This window comes from Shinella zoogloeoides (genome assembly GCF_022682305.1).
Classification (GTDB): Bacteria; Pseudomonadota; Alphaproteobacteria; order Rhizobiales; family Rhizobiaceae; genus Shinella; species Shinella zoogloeoides_B.
The window spans coordinates 145,554-162,134 of record NZ_CP093529.1; the positions used below are offsets into that span (position 1 = coordinate 145,554).

A 16,581-nucleotide genomic window follows, 5' to 3' on the forward strand; every position below is an offset into this window, starting at 1 on the left:
CATGTCTCCTGGATTGATGGGAATGGCGACAGGAAGAACTTCCGCCGCGCCGGTTGGTTCCCGGCAATGATTCAAACTGTGATCGTTCCGGCGGGAAAGCCTGATTGACTCTTCTCGGAATTGAGAACAAATAGAGAACAATTATCTATCAACCGGGAGCCGCCAAGCCGATGTCCGCCTCCGCCCATGCCGTTGTCGCCGACCTGCGCGACCGCATCCGGCAGTTCGACGGCCGCGCCCTGCGCGACCGGGCGGTGCTGCCCTTCGGCGTGCCGGAGATCGACGAAAGGCTGCCGGGCGGCGGGCTGGCGCTCGCCAGCCTGCATGAGATTTACGGCGGCGGCAATGATGCGGTCGAGGGCGCGGCGGCCATGCTCTTTGCCGCGGGCATCGCGGCGCGCACCAGGGGGCAGGTGCTCTGGTGTCTGACGCGGCCCGATCTCTTCGCCCCGGCGCTGGCGCAGGCGGGCCTTGCGCCCGGTCGCGTCCTCTATGTGGAGGCGCGCGACGAGAAGAGCCTGCTCCTCTGTTTCGAGGAGGGGTTGCGCCATGGCGGGCTGGGCGCTGTCGTGGCGGAGGTCGCGCGCTTGTCGATGACCGCTTCACGCCGCCTGCAACTCGCCGCGGAAGCCGGCGGCACGCTCGGCATCGCCCTGCGCCGTTTCCGGCACCGGCGGGAAGTGGGGACGTTCCTGTTGCCCACGGCCGCCGTGACGCGCTGGCAGGTGTCCGTCGCCCCGTCGGCGCCGCTTCCCGTACCGGGTGTCGGTCGGGCGCGGTGGCGGCTGGAACTCACGCGCTGCCGGGCAGGGGAGGCGGCGGAATTCGAAGTGGAGGCATCCGATGCCGAGGGTCGTATCGCTTTTTCTTCCCGGCTGGCCGATCGATCGCCTGCGGCGGGCCATGGGCGCTTCAGCGCCTCCGCCTGACGCACGGCTCGTCCTCGTCGGGCGCGAGGGATCGCGCCGCGTCGTGACGGCGGTGAGCCGGCCGGCGGAAACGGCGGGACTGCGCGTCGGCATGCCGCTCACCAAGGCTCATGCGCTGCTGCCCGACATCCTGACCATGCCGGCCGATCCCGCTGCGGACGCGGCCGCGCTGGAGCGTCTCGCGCTCTGGGCATTGCAGCACTATGCGCCCATCGTCGCGCCGGATCCGCCGGACGGCCTTGTCATCGACACGACGGGAGCCGATCATCTGCATGGCGGTGAGACGCGCATGCTGGGCGGCCTCGTCAACCGCCTTTCCGCCTCCGGCATTTTCGCCCGCGCGGCCATCGCCGATACGCGGGGTGCGGCCTATGCCGCCGCGCGCTTTCTGGCCGATCCCGTCTGTGTCGTCCCGGATGGTGCGGTGGGGGAGGCCGTCGCGCGCCTGCCGCTTGCGGGGCTGCGCATTCCGCCGGAAACCGTGACGGGCCTGCATGTGCTCGGCTTTTCCACGATCGGCGATGTGCTCGCCGTGCCGCGCGCGCCGCTCGTCCTGCGCTTCGGCGCGCTGCTGGGCCGCCGGCTCGACCAGATACAGGGCACGGTCTCGGAGCCGGTCGATCCGCTGCGCGACCCGGAGCTGGCGACGGTCCGCAAGGTTTTCGGCGAACCCATCGGCGCGCCCGAGACCATTGCCCGTTATACGGCCGGCCTCGTGCACGATCTTTGCCAGGTTCTGGAACGGCGTGGCCTCGGCGCGCGTCGGCTCGATCTGCTCTTCCGCCGCGTCGATAATTCCCTGCAGGCGATCCGCATCGGCACGGCGCGGGCGGCGCGTGACGAGAAGCGCCTGACCCGGCTCATCTGCGACCGGATCGAGACGATCGATCCGGGTTTCGGCATCGAGATCATGGACCTGACCGCGACGCTTGCCGAACCGCTCGTCCTGCAACAGGCCGCCACGTCGCTGATCGAGGAGGAGACAGCGGATCTTGCCGGCCTCGTCGATGTCATCGCCAACCGTATCGGCGCGCGCCGCCTTTACCGCATCGCGCCGGTGGAGAGCGACGTGCCGGAGCGCTCCGTGCGCCGCATCGCGCCGCTCGCCCCGGATGACGGCGGGACATGGCAGGGCCGCTGGCCGCGCCCCGCGCGCCTGCTCGCGCGGCCGGAGCCGATCGAGGTCATGGCACTGCTGCCCGACCAGCCACCCGCCTTCTTCATCTGGCGTGGCGTGCGGCGGCACGTGAAATGCGCCGACGGCCCGGAGCGGATATTCGGTGAATGGTGGAAGCGCGACGCCGAGCTTGCCGCCGTGCGCGATTATTTCCAGGTGGAGGACATGGAGGGGGAGCGGTTCTGGCTGTTCCGCTCGGGAGACGAGGAGCAGGCGACAAGCGGGATCGGCCGCTGGTTCCTGCACGGGGTCTTCGCATGAAACCGTATTATGCCGAGCTGCAGGTCACATCGCATTTCTCGTTCCTGCGCGGGGCGAGCAGCGCGGCGGAACTGTTTGTGCAGGCAAGCGCACTCGGCATCGACGCTCTTGCCGTGGTGGATCGCAACAGTCTCGCGGGTGTCGTGCAGGCCCACAAGGCGGCGAAGGAACTGCCGCCGGATGCGCCTCAGGTCCGCCTCGTCGTCGGCTGCCGGCTCGATCTCGTCGACGGCATGTCCCTGCTGGTGTACCCCACCGACCGCGAGGCCTATGCCCGCCTCTGCCGCCTGCTGACCATCGGCAAGAAGAAGGCCGGCAAGGGCAAGTGCCATCTCGACTGGGCCGATGTCGTGGAATGGAACGAGGGCCTTCTCGCCGTGCTGGTGCCGGAGGAGGCCGACGAGGAGACGGCATTGCGGCTGCGCCGCCTGCGCGAAACCTTCGGTGATCGCGCCTACCTAGCCCTCACGCTGCGCCGCCGCCCGAACGACCAGCTTCGCCTCTTCGCGCTCTCCAACCTCGCCGCGCAGCACCGCGTGCCCACCGTCGTCACCAACGACGTGCTCTACCACGAGCCTGCCCGGCGCATGCTGCAGGACATCGTCACCTGCATCCGCCACAACGTCACCATCGACAATGCCGGCTTCCTGCGCGAACGCCACGCCGACCGCTACCTGAAGCCACCGAAGGAGATGCACCGCCTCTTCTCCCGCTACCCGGAGGCGCTGGCCCGGACGCGGGAAATCGCCGGGCGCTGCCGGTTCTCACTGGACGAGCTGCAATACCAGTACCCGGACGAGAAGGAATATGCGCATCTCACGCCGCAGGAGGCGCTGGAGAAGTATACTTGGGAGGGGGCGGCCGCGTGTTATCCCGGTGGCATCCCGGACAAGGTTCGCGGCAAGCTCATCCACGAGCTGACGCTCATCGCGCATATGCGATACGCCCCGTATTTCCTCACGGTCCGGTCCATCGTGGAATATGCCCGCTCCATCGATATCCTGTGCCAGGGGCGCGGCTCGGCGGCCAACAGCGCGGTTTGCTACGTGCTCGGCATCACTGCCATCGACCCGATGGTGAATGGTCTTCTCTTCGAACGCTTCGTTTCCGAGCAGCGCGGCGAGCCGCCCGATATCGATGTGGATTTCGAGCACGAGCGTCGGGAGGAAGTAATCAAGTGGATTTACGACACCTATGGCACGGATCGCTCCGCCCTCTGCGCCACCGTCATCCGCTACCGCTCGCGGGCGGCCATGCGCGATGTCGGGCGGGCGCTGGGCCTGCCGGAGGACGTGCTGAAGTCACTGTCCTCGCAGGTCTGGGGCTGGTCCAACGACCTGCCGCAAAGTCACGCCGTCGGTGCCGGCCTCAATGTGGATGATCGCCGCATAAAACTGCTGTTCGAGCTTGCCCGCCAGTTGATCGACAGGCCCCGGCACCTCTCGCAGCATCCGGGCGGCTTCGTGCTGACGCGCGACCGGCTGGACGATCTCGTGCCCATCGAGCCGGCGGCCATGGACGGGCGGCAGGTGATCGAATGGGACAAGGACGATATCGAATACCTGAAATTCATGAAGGTCGATGTGCTGGCGCTCGGCATGCTCACCTGCATGCGCCGCGCCTTCGATTTTTTGAAGGAGCACAAGGGAAAGACCTACGATCTCAAAACCATCCCGGAAGATGACGAGGCGACCTACGAGATGATCTCGAAGGCTGACACGATCGGCACTTTCCAGATCGAAAGCCGCGCGCAGATGTCCATGCTGCCGCGCCTTCAGCCGAAGGAATTCTATGACATCGTCATTCAGGTGGCGATCGTTCGGCCGGGGCCAATACAGGGGGACATGGTGCATCCCTATTTGCGCCGACGGCAAGGGTTGGAGGCTGTCGAATATCCCCAGCCCGCTTTTGAGATGGTCCTGAAAAGGACGTTGGGGGTGCCTCTGTTTCAGGAACAAGCGATGCAGGTCGCGATTGAGTGCGCTGGATTTGAAGCTGGTCGGGCCGACCAGCTACGTCGGGCGATGGCGACTTTCAAGCAGACAGGCGGGGTGGACAAATTCCGGGACGAACTGCGCGATGGCATGATTGAAAAGGGCTATGCCAAGGAATTCGCCGAGCGCATGTGCCGCCAGCTCGAAGGCTTCGGCTCCTATGGCTTTCCGGAAAGCCATGCCTATAGCTTCGCCATCATAGCCTATGCCTCGGCCTGGATGAAGTGCCATCACCCGGACGTCTTCTGCGCGGCGCTGCTCAATTCCCAGCCGATGGGGTTCTATGCGCCGGCGCAGATCGTGCGCGATGCGCGCGAGCATGGGGTGGAAGTGCGGCCGGTCTGCGTCAACCGGAGCCGGTGGGACTGTACGCTGGAGCCGGCGGAAGAGACGGGACGGTTTGCGGTCCGGCTGGGATTGCGGCTGGTGAAGGGACTGAGCAACAAGGAGGCAGGTAAGATGGTCGCCAACCGGGAGGAGGAGCCTTTCGTTTCTGTCGATGACGTCTGGCGCCGTGCGGACCTTCCGGCCGATGCGCTGGTCCGGCTTGCGGAGGCGGATGCCTTCCTGCCGTCGCTCGGCCTTTCCCGTCGGGAGGCGCTGTGGGCGATCCGGGGGCTTCGGGACGAGCCTCTGCCGCTCTTCTCGGCCGCCGCCGCGCGGGAGGCGGCGGTGGTTCCCGAACTCAGCGAGCCGGCGGTGGCGCTGCGCCCCATGGCGACAGGCGGCGAGGTGGTGGAGGACTATGGCCATGTCGGCCTGACGCTCAGGGCGCATCCGGTAAGTTTCCTGCGCGAAAGCCTCACGCGCCGCCGCTTCCTCACTTGCGCGGAGGCGACGCGGCTCAAGGATCGCCGCAAGGTCGAGACGGCCGGTATCGTGCTCGTGCGCCAGCAGCCGGGTTCGGCCAAGGGCGTCATCTTCGTGACCATCGAGGACGAGATGGGCATCGCCAACCTCGTCGTCTGGCGCAAGGTCTTCCTCGCGTTCCGCCCCATCGTGATGGGCGCGCCGATGATCGGCGTCAAAGGCTATGTCCAGCGGGAGGGCGAGGTGGTGCATCTCGTGGTGCAGCACCTCACCGATCTTTCGGCGGACTTTGCGACTATCGGCCGGCGCGGCGGCGTGGCGGGGCAGGAAGAGGCGGGCGCGACGGAAGCGATCCGCGTCAAGTCCCGCGATTTCCACTGAGCATGGCGAGTCCGTGCCCGGAGGCACCAAATCCCGTCACATGAAGTCGCGCGCGATGGTCTCCTCGAAGGATTTCTCGAAGACCAGCGTCTCACCTTCGAAGGCGCGGACATTGGCGGCGATCAGCCAGTCCGTCGCCGTGCAGGCGATGGTGGCCGTCGAGACGGTGCGCACGAACCAGCCGGGGCGCTGCATGTCGCAGGTCCAGATCGAGGTGCCGGTCATCGAAAGCGGATCGTCCGGGGCGATGGACCAGACCTCGTCGCGCACCTGCCGCGTCGCAAGTCCCGTGCCGGGGTGTTCGTAAAGGCCGGTATCCTCGTAGATCGAATACTCCGTCAGGCCGTTGGTCAGGTCCCGCTCGACGCTTCTGGCGGTCTCGGCGGGCGCGAGTTCTGTATATTTCGGCAGCGGATCGGGATTTTCCGGTTCGGGCAGGACGATCACCCGATGCTCCCCGAGTTTCGGCAGGAAAAGGCCGAGCGAGGCAAGGTCCAGCGTCACGCCGGCGTCCACCGGCGGCGGCAGCACCATCGGCCAGTAGGCGGTCGAGAGGGACAGGCGGATGCGGTGGCCGGCGCGGAAGCGATAGCCCATCGCATCGAGCACAAGGCGGATGCGGGTCTTTGCGCCCATCGGCATGGCGCTGGGTTCGGCATTGCCGTCGCGATGGGCAAGGTTCAGGACGCCGAAGGTGACGCGTGTCGCGGTACCGTCCGGATGTATGTCGACGAGGCGGGCGCAGAGATTAGCGATCTCCGCCTCCGTGGAAACATCGAGTTCCAGCGCCGGCTGGCCGAGGAAATCCTGCGTCTCGGTCAGCGGCGGCGTCTCGATGACCAGCGAGCCGGCATCGTCGAGGCGCTGGTCGAGCGCCATTTCCGCATCCGGCTTCAGCGTGAACCATTCGCCGGCCATGATGCCGGTATCGAGCGGCGATTTCAGGAAGCGGTCATGGCTTGCGCCGGCTACCGGCGGGCCGGAGACGAGCGCGCCGTGCGGTGCGACATGGAAGGCCGCCATCTCGGGCGTCTCCCAGCGGTCCTTGGCGATCCAGAAGCCGGGATCGCTCTCGCGCCGCAAGGCCGGGCGGGCGGCATCCTGCATATAGGCGCGTACCTGCGGGGCGTCTTGCGCGCCGTTTTCCTCGCCGCGCAGCCAATGGTTCCACCAGGCGATGGCCTCGGCGTGGAAATCCATGCGCGGCTTCGGCCAGGCGAAGTGGGGGTATTTGTGGACCCAGGGGCCGATCAGTGCCTTGGCCTTGTCGCCCAGCCCCTCGACGGCCTTCAGCGGCGTGCTGCGATAGCCGTCCGCCCAGCCGGCGATGACAAGGGCGGGCACGGGAAAACCGGCAAAGTCCTCGCAGATGGAGCCGTGCTTCCAGAAGGCGTCGCGGCGCTGGTGCCGCAGCCATTCCTCCAGGAAGAAGGGTTCGTTCTCCAGCCGCTCCAGCCACATGTCCCGCCACCGGTCGCCGACGATGGCGGGGTCGGGCGAGCGGGACTGGTAGGCGAGCATGGTCGCGGCCCATGAAAGCTGGGCGGAAAGGTGCGTGCCATTCTTGTAGTGGATGTCGTCGTTGTAACGGTCGACGGTGGAGGCGATGGAGATGACAGCCTTCAGGGCCGGTGGCTTGAGGGCGGCGACCTGCAGGCAGTTGAAGCCGCCCCAGGAAATGCCCATCATGCCGACGGAGCCGTTCGACCAGGGCTGGGCGGCGATCCAGGCGATGAGCTCGCGGGCATTCGCCAGCTCCAGCGGGGTGTATTCGCCGTCGATGACACCGTCGGACTCGCCCGAGCCGCGAATATCGACGCGCACGCCGGCAATGCCCGCCGCGGCGAAGACGGGGTAGGTCGATTCATCGCGCAGGCTCGTGCCGTCGCGCTTGCGGTAGGGCAGGAATTCGAGGACGGCGGGCACCGGATCCTGCTCCGCGCCTTCCGGCATCCAGATGCGCGCGGCGAGCCGTGTGCCGTCGGCAAGCGTGATCCATTCGTTTTCGATGGTGGTGAAGGCGCGGGATGTCATGGGCGATCCTCTGTTGCCGCTTCTTTATGCCGTCCGTCCCAAGGGTGGGCAATGGGCGGTTTTGACCCGGCATGTCGCTTTTGCCGCCGGCTTGCCCGTCTTCCAAAACTCGCCTACGAAACGATGAGCGGAGAGGGAGGGACGCCATGCAGGATCGGGAAGAGACGGGACGGCTGGACGACCCGCAGCGCGCCTACAGGGTCCTGATCGCCGATCTCGTCGGCTTGCGCTTCGACGCGGAGGGCGTGCCGGACGCAAGCGAGGTGCGTGCCCATATCGTGGCGCGGGGCGGCGTCTTCCATGAGGGCGGCTACCAGCGCGAGGACCTGCCGCCGGGCATCCATTTCTTCTACCAGCCGGACCTCAGCGCCGAGGCGGAGATCATCGCGCAGACCGCCGATGGCCGCTACGACGCGCTGATCGCGGCAGCGACCTTCATTCCCCGGCAGGCGGTCTTTCCGCTCGGCGGCGTGCGCATCGGCGCGGGCACCGGCAATATGGGGGCTGCCTCCTGGGGTGGCGGCAATGGTGAGGGCGGTGCCGCGCCGCTGATGAACACGCCCGGCATCAACAGCCGCGCGACGGCGCAGATGGCGATGAAGGCGCTGCTGAAGGTGACGCCGGACCTGCCGGTCGATTTGCTGCACGCCCGAGTCGCGGCAGGCGATTTCGATACGGGGCGCGATCTGAGGCTCTATCCGACCTCCAAGCTGGAAGGCCGGCGCATGGCCGTGCTCGGCTACGGCAATATCGGCCATGAGGTCGCGAAGCTCGCCCGCGCTTTCGGCATGGCGGTCGTCATTCATGCCCGCCCGCACCATCGGCAATGGATCGAGGCGGAGGGGTTCGAGTATGCGGAAACGCCCGAGGCCGCGGCGCGTGGGGCGGATGCGTTGTCCGTCCATGTCGGCCTCGGCCGGCTTGACGAGGAGACGCGTCGCTATGCCAATGCCGGCCTCGTCGGCGAGGCGGTACTTGCGGCGATGAGCCCCGGTGCGGTCGTCGTCAACTACGACCGGGGCGAGGTGGTGGATGCTGCGGCGCTCGACAAGGCGCTCGCCTCGGGTCAAGTGCGCCATGCCGCCATCGACGCCGATCTCTTCAAGAGCGCTTCGAGCAGCACGCTCAGCGGGCCGATGCTGCCCTACCTGAAACTGGCCGAACGCCACCCCGGCAAGCTGGAGCTTCTGCCCCATGCGGCGGCGGATACGGACCATCCCTCCCGCGTGGCCGGGGCCTGCCAGGCAGTGGACCAGATCATCGACGTCATCCGCCATCGCCGCGTCGTCAACCTGAAGGGCAGTCTGCCGGAGGGGTTTGTCGATGGCGGCGCGAAGGTGCCGCAGGGCATCGGCCGCGTGACGACGGCGACGCTCGCGGCGGCGGCCACCGATCCCGGTTTTGCGGAGTTGCACGACGTTTCCCGCGAGATCACCGATACGCTGGAGGCCATCGTGGAAGCGGTGGCGGAGGGCATGACGCACCAGCCGGCAAAGGGCGACGTCGCTGCGCTCACGCATCTCCTGCTGCGCCAGCGCCGGCTGCTGGAGGCGCTGGGGCTTGACGGGCCGGCGGAAACCTGACCGGAACTTTTCCGTTTCATGGCCAGTTCTCCCCCTGAAACGATTTTCAGGGAGTGCAAGCCATGACCCACCAGCAGGACGAACGCGGTGATCCGCTCACCCGCATCCACGAGCCGGCCCGCAAGGACTATGCAGCCCGGGAGACCCGGCAGGGCGGCCTGGGCCGGCCGGTGTTGAAGGTGCTCGGCATCAGTCTTGCCCTGGCCTTCCTCGTCTGGGGCGCAGTGGAAATCTGGGGCGAACGTGTCGACCCGTCCAGTCCCGTCGATAGCTCGCAGACATCCTCGACCTCGAACGGCACGCAGACACCCTCGCAGGACACGATCGACAACACCGCTCCTGACGGCGGCCAGACGGTACCGACCGATCGCGATCCGACCCCGCAATCCGGCACCGGCGGCGACAGCCAGCGCGTGACGCCTGACGGCAATGCGAACTAGCCGACCCGGCCGTATTGCCGCATGACGGAAAGCAGGTCGTCGTGCCTGATAGCATCGACGCGCAGCCTGTCATGCGGCGTGCCGCCGGCGTCCTCCGCCGCCAGCATGGCGTTGACCACCGCTTCCTCCACGCTGTCCACCGCCGCAAGGTAGGCGGCGTCGAGATGTTCGTCGTTGAGGATTTCGAGGGAAAGCATTTCCGGCGCGCGATGCGCCATCGCCTGCGGATTGGCGGTGGAGAAGGCGAGGAAAATGTCGCCGGAATTGTTGCCGCCGGGCGTGCCGCCCCGGCCGATGCCGATGGCGGCGCGTCGGGCGAGGCGCTTCAACTGGTGCGGGGCGAGCGGCAGGTCGGTGGCGATGACGACGATGATCGAGCCGCGTTCCTTGAGCTGGCTTTGCGGGGTATTGTCCTGCAGGTGCCTGCCGACGGGTACGCCGCAGACTGTCAGCCAGTCGCGCTGGCCGTGGTTGGCCTGCACCAGCGTGCCGATCGTATAGTCCTTGCCGGCATAGGTGACGATGCGCGATGCGGTGCCCGTGCCGCCCTTGAAGCCGTAGGTGATCATGCCCGTGCCGCCACCGCAATTGCCCTCCTGAACGGGGCCGCGCGAGAGGTTTTCCAGCGCCGCGCGCGCATCCGCTTCCGTCACCGGCATGCCGTTGATGTCGCTCAGCGCTCCGTCATAGGTTTCTGCGATGACGGGCATCAGCCAGAGGAAATCGCCGATCTCGTAGGTCGAGGCGTAGCGCTCCAGCATCCAGCGGATCGTCGCATGGTGGGTGATGCCGACGCCGTGGGTGTTGGTGATCATGACCGGGCCGAGGAAGGTGCCACCGTCCTCGATCCAGTGCGTGCCGGTCATCTCGCCATTGCCGTTGAAGCGGTGCACGCCGGCATAGACGGGCACGGGCGTTTCGCTGCCGCTGTGCGGCAGGATGGCGGTGACGCCGGTGCGCACCGGCAGCTTGCGGCCGGGGCGCGGGGTTTCCTCCCGGATCGTCTGGAAGCCGACGGCGATGCCGTCGACATCGGTGATGGCGTTGAGGGGGCCGGTGCGGCCGGTGAAGGGCAGGCCGAGGTCGCGGGCGCGGGGCTTTGTCTTTTTGTTCATGGTCATTTCTGCCGGGAGCGAAGGTAGAGGCCGAGGGAGGCGATGACGAAGGAGAAGGTCAGCATCATCACGGCGATGGCGTTGATCTCCGGCTTGATGCCGCGCCGGAGCATGGCGAAGATGAACATCGGCAGCGTCGTGACATCGACGCCGGCGATGAAATAGGTGATCACGAGGTCGTCCATCGAGATGATGAAGGCGAGCAGCGCGCCGCCGAGGATGCCCGGCAGGAGCTGCGGGAAGACCACCCTGCGGAAAGTCGTCCATTCGTTTGCCCCGAGATCGGCGGAGGCGTGTTCCAGCGTCCGATCCATGCCGGCGAGCCGGGCGGTGACGACGATGAAGACATAGGAGGTCAGGAAGGTGCACTGGCCGATGATGATCGTGCCGATGCCGAGATGGATGCCGGCATTGACGAAGAAGATCAGCAGAGCGATGCCGAGCACGATATCCGGCATCAGCATCGGCATGAACATGACGACGCGGTAGAAACGGCGGCCGAAGAAATCGAAGCGGTAGAGCGCGATGGCCATGGCCGTGCCGAGCACGGTGGCGATGGCGGTGGTGGAGGCGGCGATCTTCAGGCTGTTGCCGACGGCCTGCACGAGCTGGCCGGTCGATTCGAGATAGAGCGCGTTTTCCGAAATCTTCGTCTTGTAGCCGAGGACCTGGGCGTACCAGTCGGTGGTGAAGCCGGTCCAGGTCATCATGTTCACGGGGTTGGCGTTGAACGAATAGATCGCGATCAGCGCCAGTGGAATGTAGATGAAGGCGAAGAACAGCGCAGTATAGGCCAAGAGGCTGCCGCGGGCGAGGGTGGCGAAAATCTTCATCGATCTCTCCTCAGCGCCCGGTTGCGGCATCGAGGCCGCGGCGGCCGGAAATCACCACATAGACGAAGAGCAGCACCAGCATCACGCTCATCACCATCATCGCGAGCGCCGAGCCGAAGGGCCAGTTGCGCGCGGCGAGGAACTGCTGCTCGATGAGATTGCCGAGCATCATCACCTTCGCGCCGCCAAGGATGGTCGGCACGATGAAGTTGCCGAGCGCGGGGATGAAGACGATGACCGCGCCGCCCGCAATGCCGGGCGCCGTCAGGGGCAGGATGATGCGCAGGAAGGTGCGGATCGGCCCCGCGCCGAGATCGAGTGAGGCGCGCACCAGCGTCCAGTCGAGCTTTTCGACGCTCGCATAGACCGGCATGAACATGAACGGGATGAAGACATAGACCATGCCGAGGATGATCGCGCCTTCGGTATAGATGAGATCCAGCGGCTGGGCGATGAGGCCGGTGTTCAGGAGCACGTCGTTGGCAAGCCCGGTGGGGCGCAGGATCAGCACCCAGACGAAGAGCCGGACGATGAGGCTGGCAAAGAAGGGGAGCGTGATGAGGAAGAGGCAGAAATTCTTCCAGCGCTCGGAAAGACGGCTGATGCAGAAGGCGGCCGGGTAGCAGACGAGAAGCGTTGCGACGACGGTGAGCGCCGCGATCCTCAGCGAGCGCAGGAAGATCGCGATATAGACCGGGTCGAAATCCTCGAACATCGGGTCGGCGAAGCCGAGGATGCGGCCGTAGTTGTGCGGATACCAGCTCCACTCCACCCCGCCATAGAGGCCGGGCGCAAGAAAACTCGTCACGATCATGATGGAGAGCGGGCCGAGGAAGAAGACCGCGAGGAACAGCGAGACCGGACCGAGCAGGACGGCAAGCTGGGCGCGGCGGCGAAAGGCGATCGACGACATGTCAGGCGGCCTCCGCCGGAATGAGGTGCACTGCCGCCGGATCGTAGGCGAGGCGTGCATGACGGGTCTGTTCGACCTCGCCGACGAGATTGCGCCGCGTTGCCGGGATTTCTGCGATGACGCGCCGGCCCGTCGCCGTGCGGCCGAAAAGCTCGAAGGTCGAGCCGACGAAGACGATCTGCTCCAGGTCGATGTCGAGGCTTGGGGCGTCGCTGCCGGCTTCCGCGAGGAAGAATTGTTCCGGACGGATGAGCGCCGTCGCTGCGCCCGTTGTGCCGGGTCTTCCATGCGAGATGGCGAGGCCGTCCTCCGTCACGAGCTGGCCGCTGCCGGCCTTGCCCTCGAAGAGGTTGCTGGCACCGACGAAGGTAGCGACGAAGCTGTTCTTCGGCTGGTCATAGATGGCCCGGGGCGTATCGAGCTGCTGGATACGCCCGCCCGAGAGCACGGCGACGCGGTCCGACATGGTCAGCGCCTCCTGCTGGTCATGGGTGACGAAGATGAAGGAGATGCCAAGCTCGTTCTGCAGCGTCTTCAACTCGATCTGCATGGCCTGCCGCAGGTTCTTGTCGAGAGCCGAGAGCGGCTCGTCGAGGAGGAGGAGTTTCGGGCGGGCGATGATGGCGCGGGCGAGCGCCACGCGCTGCTGCTGGCCTCCGGAAAGCTGGCGCGGCTTGCGGCTTTCCAGCCCTTCGAGGCCCACCATGGCGAGGGCTTCCGCCACGCGCTTCAGCCGCTCGGGCTTCGCGACGCCCGCGACCTCCAACGCATAGCCGGTGTTCTCGCCCACCGACATGTGCGGGAAGAGCGCATAGTTCTGGAACACCGTGTTGACCGGGCGGCGGTAGGGCGGCCTTTCGGTCATGTCCTCGCCGTCGATCAGGATGCGGCCGGAATCGAGTTCCACGAAGCCGCTGATCGCCTGCAGGAGGGTGGTCTTTCCGCAACCCGACGGCCCCAGCAGTGTCAGGAATTCGTTGCGCCGGACATCGAGGTCGATGGCGTCGAGCGCGGTGACCGTCTGGCCTTCGGGCGTGGCAAAGGCCTTCGCCGCCTTCTCCAGGCGGACTATGGAATCTCGCATCGTCGTTCCCCAAAATGTTATAAAAATAACGCTTGTGCGATTTCGATATGTGGATACCATTTGCCTATCCAAGTCAACGGCCGAAAGAAGCCGGGACGGGAAAAGACGGCGCAAAGGAAAGCGCCAGGGCCGCAGGGCCGAACCATCAGAGGAGACTCTTTCCATGACGAAAGCGAAACGCACCGGTGCATCCGGTTTTCAGGCCTGGATGCGCGGTACAGCCCTCTCGCTCGCCGCCATCGTGGCGACGGCGGGCGTTGCGGGCGCCAGCGAACTCAACGTCTACAACTGGGGCGAATACATCAATCCGGAAGTGCTGAAGAAGTTCGAGGAGGAGACCAAGATCAAGGTCAATCTCTCGACCTATTCCTCCAACGAGGAAATGCTGGCGAAGATCCAGGGCGGCGCGACGGGTTACGACGTCGTCTTCCCGTCCGTGCACATGCAGGACATCATGGCCAAGCTCGATCTTCTGGAGAAGACCGACATCAACAAATACGAGGGCTTCAAGAACATCGATCCCGCCTTCCTGCGCGCCAAGAGCGACCCGAACGGCGAATATTGCCTGCCCTACGCCTGGGGTTCGGTCGGCATCTTCTACAACCGCAAGGTTCTCGGCAAGGACGTCACCGGCTGGAAGGACCTCATCGAGACCGTGAAGGCCAAGGGCCTGAAGTTCACCCTGCTCGACGACATGCGCGAGGTGCTGGCCGTCGGCCTCATCCTCAACGGCCACAAGATCAACTCCACCGATCCGGCCGAGCTGCAGCAGGCGGCCGATACGATCATCGCGATGAAGCCGGACGTGGCGGCCTTCACCTATGACGAGCGGCCGATGGTGCAGGCAGGCGATGTTGCCGCCGGCCACGCCTTCGTCGGTGCGATGATCGACGTCTTCGGCAACGAGAAGGACCTCGGCTACGTCATCCCCGAGGAGGGGGCGACCATGTATCAGGAGGATATCTGCGTCCTGAAGAGCGCGCCGAACAAGGAGAACGCCATCAAGTTCCTCCAGTTCTACACCCGCCCGGAGATCGTCGCCCTCAACGTCGCGCAGCAGACCAATGGCACGGCCAATGTGCCGGCGCGGCAATTGACCCCGGAAAAGATCAAGAATAGCAAGGAAATCAACCCGCCGGCCGAGACGATGGACCGTCTCCAGATATTCGAGGATCTGGGACCGGCCCTGCGTCAGGTGGACCGCGTCTGGACGCGGGTCAAGACGGCCCAGTGAGCGCGGTGTGAGCGCGGTTGATCCCCGCCCGTCCTTGGACGGGCGGGCTTTCGAGGAGAGGGGCGACGTGTCGAAACGCATTCTGAAGCTCGTTCAGTCCGACGACCTCAGGCGGTCCAAATCCGACAAGCTGCTCGCCCATTATATCGAGCGGAACATCGCCGAGATTCCCTTCGAGACCGCGCGTTCCATCGCCCATCGTCTTCAGGTCTCGCCGATGACCGTCGGCCGCTATCTGCGGCGCATGGGCTTCGACGGGCTGGACGAGTTGAAGAGCGAATTGCGCCACGGCAGCTCCAACCCGGCCTGGCAGGTCAAGGGCCGGGTCGACCGGCTGCAGCAGGACCGGCAGGAGGGCAAGCTGCTCGCCGGCCTCATCCAGCAGCAGATCGACAATCTCGGCCAGATCTACGCCATCACCAGTGCGCCGGAATGGCAGCAGACCATCGATGCGCTGATCGGCGCGAGCGAGGTCTATGTCGCGGCCTACCAGAACGTGCGCGGCATCGCGCAATATTTCGCCAGCCAGCTTTCCTATACGCGTCCGCGCGTGCAGTTCGTCGACGGGCTGAACGGCACCTATGCGGAACTGCTCGACGGGTCCGTCGAGGGGCGGCTGCTCTTCCTGCATGACGTGCGCCGCTTCTCCGCCAAGGCGCGGCCGCTGGCGCTGGAGGCGCGGCGCGCCGGTGTCAAGGTGGTGCTGCTGACCGACGAATTCTGTCCCTGGGGAGCGGAGGTCTCCGATATCTGCCTCATCGTGCCCGGCTCGCACGGTCCCCTCTGGGACGGGGCCGCAACCATGACTGCCGTCATGGACCTGTTGCTCAGCAACATCATAGTCGTGCTCGGCGAGGAGGTCAGCGAGCGGGTCGATACGCTTACCCGCCTGCAGGACGTTTTCGGGGATTTCGAGACCTGATTGACCCTGTCCATCGGCTGGCGCGCCTGTGGCTCAGTCCTTCCGCGGCAGCGGGCGCGTCACGATGAAAGCGATGCTGCACGCCAGGACAAGCCCGACAGAGATCGCGAGGGCCGGTGAGGGCTGCAGGCGATAGAGCAGGAGAGCGTAGCTCAGGGCGATGAGGCCGACGGCGGCGATCTTGGCGCGGGCCGAGATCGCACCCTCCCGCCGCCAGTTCGCCAGCGGCGGGCCGAGCGTGCGGTGGTCGAGAAGCCATTGCTCGAAACGCGGCGAGGAGCGCGAGAAGCACCAGGCCGCGACGAGCAGGAACGGTGTCGTCGGCAGCAACGGCAGGAAAACGCCGATAATGCCGAGCGCCGTCATCAGGAAGCCGGCCAGCATGTAGATCGAGCGCACGGAACCCTCATCGAAAAACGCGTTCGCGTCCAGATAGAGTGCTTTGCCGCCGTCTCCAAGAGGCAAAGGCGGTGCGCCCTCAGATCGGCTTACTCTCCGCCGCCTTCGAGGCCTTGGCCCTTGCGCCGGCGGCGGCTTTCCCGCCCGGTCCGGCGGCAATGTCGATCAGGGGCTTCTTCGCACGGACGGGCCGTGCATCGGGGGAAAGCGCCACCCGCTCGAACTCCTCGCGCTCGAGCACGGCCTGCGCCCAGTGCTCGACATCGTGCCCGTGAGGGTGGCCGGCCTCTTCCCAGAGCGAGTAGGCCCGCTTGCTGATCCATTCCATTCGCGCATCCGTCATCGTTGAACCTCGTTCGAGAGTGATCGATGCCGTGCCGGTCTGTGGCAGAAGGAAACCGGAACACGGAAGTGGCTGGAGGGCCGGAAACCAACAGCCGGCGGTCCAGGTATCGGCGCACCATGCGCTCCG

The 16,581-nt window shown here is 66.0% G+C and carries 13 protein-coding genes and 1 pseudogene; 7 read left to right on the forward strand and 7 right to left on the reverse strand.

Features of this window, described 5'->3' with window-relative positions; translation table 11 throughout:
* Window positions 1-170 precede the first annotated feature (170 nt).
* Genes MOE34_RS22150 through MOE34_RS22160 form a run of 3 tightly spaced genes read left to right on the forward strand, consistent with a single transcriptional unit; the run spans window position 171 to window position 5,552 of the window.
* Window positions 171-929, forward strand: a complete 759-nt coding sequence (locus MOE34_RS22150) for an ImuA family protein (RefSeq protein ID WP_242224791.1) — start codon at window positions 171-173, stop codon at window positions 927-929.
* Entirely contained in the window at window positions 844-2,367 is a 1,524-nt protein-coding gene (locus MOE34_RS22155; RefSeq protein WP_242224793.1) for a Y-family DNA polymerase, read from the forward strand. The genes MOE34_RS22150 and MOE34_RS22155 overlap by 86 nt, the downstream gene beginning before the upstream one ends.
* Window positions 2,364-5,552 carry an error-prone DNA polymerase gene (locus MOE34_RS22160; RefSeq protein WP_242224795.1) on the forward strand — a complete coding sequence of 1,063 codons (3,189 nt, stop codon included), beginning with the start codon at window positions 2,364-2,366 and terminating at the stop codon, window positions 5,550-5,552. Before MOE34_RS22155 ends, MOE34_RS22160 begins: the two co-directional genes overlap by 4 nt.
* Before the next feature lie 36 nt (window positions 5,553-5,588).
* Here MOE34_RS22160 and MOE34_RS22165 read toward each other — a convergent pair whose 3' ends face one another.
* Window positions 5,589-7,586 (reverse strand): CocE/NonD family hydrolase, encoded by a 1,998-nt coding sequence (locus MOE34_RS22165; RefSeq protein ID WP_242224797.1) that lies wholly within the window; start codon window positions 7,584-7,586, stop codon window positions 5,589-5,591.
* 170 nt (window positions 7,587-7,756) lie between these two features.
* Here MOE34_RS22165 and MOE34_RS22170 point away from each other — a divergent pair.
* Window positions 7,757-9,169 (forward strand): annotated as a pseudogene (locus MOE34_RS22170) (NAD(P)-dependent oxidoreductase); the annotation flags it as partial.
* 62 nt (window positions 9,170-9,231) lie between these two features.
* Window positions 9,232-9,609, forward strand: coding sequence for a hypothetical protein (locus MOE34_RS22175; RefSeq protein WP_242224799.1), 378 nt, complete (start codon window positions 9,232-9,234; stop codon window positions 9,607-9,609).
* Here MOE34_RS22175 and MOE34_RS22180 read toward each other — a convergent pair.
* From MOE34_RS22180 to MOE34_RS22195, 4 genes are read right to left on the reverse strand one after another with little or no spacing between them, the layout of a single operon-like run.
* Window positions 9,606-10,724, reverse strand: a complete 1,119-nt coding sequence (locus MOE34_RS22180; RefSeq protein WP_242224801.1) for a P1 family peptidase — start codon at window positions 10,722-10,724, stop codon at window positions 9,606-9,608. The two genes, MOE34_RS22175 and MOE34_RS22180, sit on opposite strands and share 4 nt — an antisense overlap.
* Before the next feature lie 2 nt (window positions 10,725-10,726).
* On the reverse strand, window positions 10,727-11,557 hold the full coding sequence (locus tag MOE34_RS22185; RefSeq protein ID WP_242224803.1) for an ABC transporter permease: 831 nt from the start codon (window positions 11,555-11,557) through the stop codon (window positions 10,727-10,729).
* A 10-nt stretch (window positions 11,558-11,567) separates the two neighbouring features.
* Window positions 11,568-12,470: an ABC transporter permease gene (locus MOE34_RS22190; RefSeq protein ID WP_242224805.1), complete on the reverse strand. Its 903-nt coding sequence runs from the start codon at window positions 12,468-12,470 to the stop codon at window positions 11,568-11,570.
* 1 nt (window position 12,471) lies between these two features.
* On the reverse strand, window positions 12,472-13,554 hold the full coding sequence (locus MOE34_RS22195) for an ABC transporter ATP-binding protein (RefSeq protein WP_242224806.1): 1,083 nt from the start codon (window positions 13,552-13,554) through the stop codon (window positions 12,472-12,474).
* Between the two features lie 208 nt (window positions 13,555-13,762).
* Here MOE34_RS22195 and MOE34_RS22200 point away from each other — a divergent pair, with 208 nt between their 5' ends.
* Together MOE34_RS22200 and MOE34_RS22205 are read left to right on the forward strand one after the other, a co-directional pair.
* Window positions 13,763-14,788, forward strand: a complete 1,026-nt coding sequence (locus MOE34_RS22200; protein ID WP_242224914.1) for a polyamine ABC transporter substrate-binding protein — start codon at window positions 13,763-13,765, stop codon at window positions 14,786-14,788.
* Between the two features lie 67 nt (window positions 14,789-14,855).
* The gene (locus tag MOE34_RS22205; RefSeq protein WP_242224807.1) at window positions 14,856-15,710 is read left to right on the forward strand and encodes a MurR/RpiR family transcriptional regulator; all 855 of its coding nucleotides are present in this window, start codon (window positions 14,856-14,858) and stop codon (window positions 15,708-15,710) included.
* Window positions 15,711-15,743: 33 nt separating this feature from the next.
* Here MOE34_RS22205 and MOE34_RS22210 read toward each other — a convergent pair whose 3' ends face one another.
* Window positions 15,744-16,109: a YbaN family protein gene (locus MOE34_RS22210; protein WP_242224808.1), complete on the reverse strand. Its 366-nt coding sequence runs from the start codon at window positions 16,107-16,109 to the stop codon at window positions 15,744-15,746.
* A 79-nt stretch (window positions 16,110-16,188) separates the two neighbouring features.
* Window positions 16,189-16,437 carry a DUF2934 domain-containing protein gene (locus MOE34_RS22215; protein ID WP_431522462.1) on the reverse strand — a complete coding sequence of 83 codons (249 nt, stop codon included), beginning with the start codon at window positions 16,435-16,437 and terminating at the stop codon, window positions 16,189-16,191.
* Window positions 16,438-16,581 lie beyond the last annotated feature (144 nt).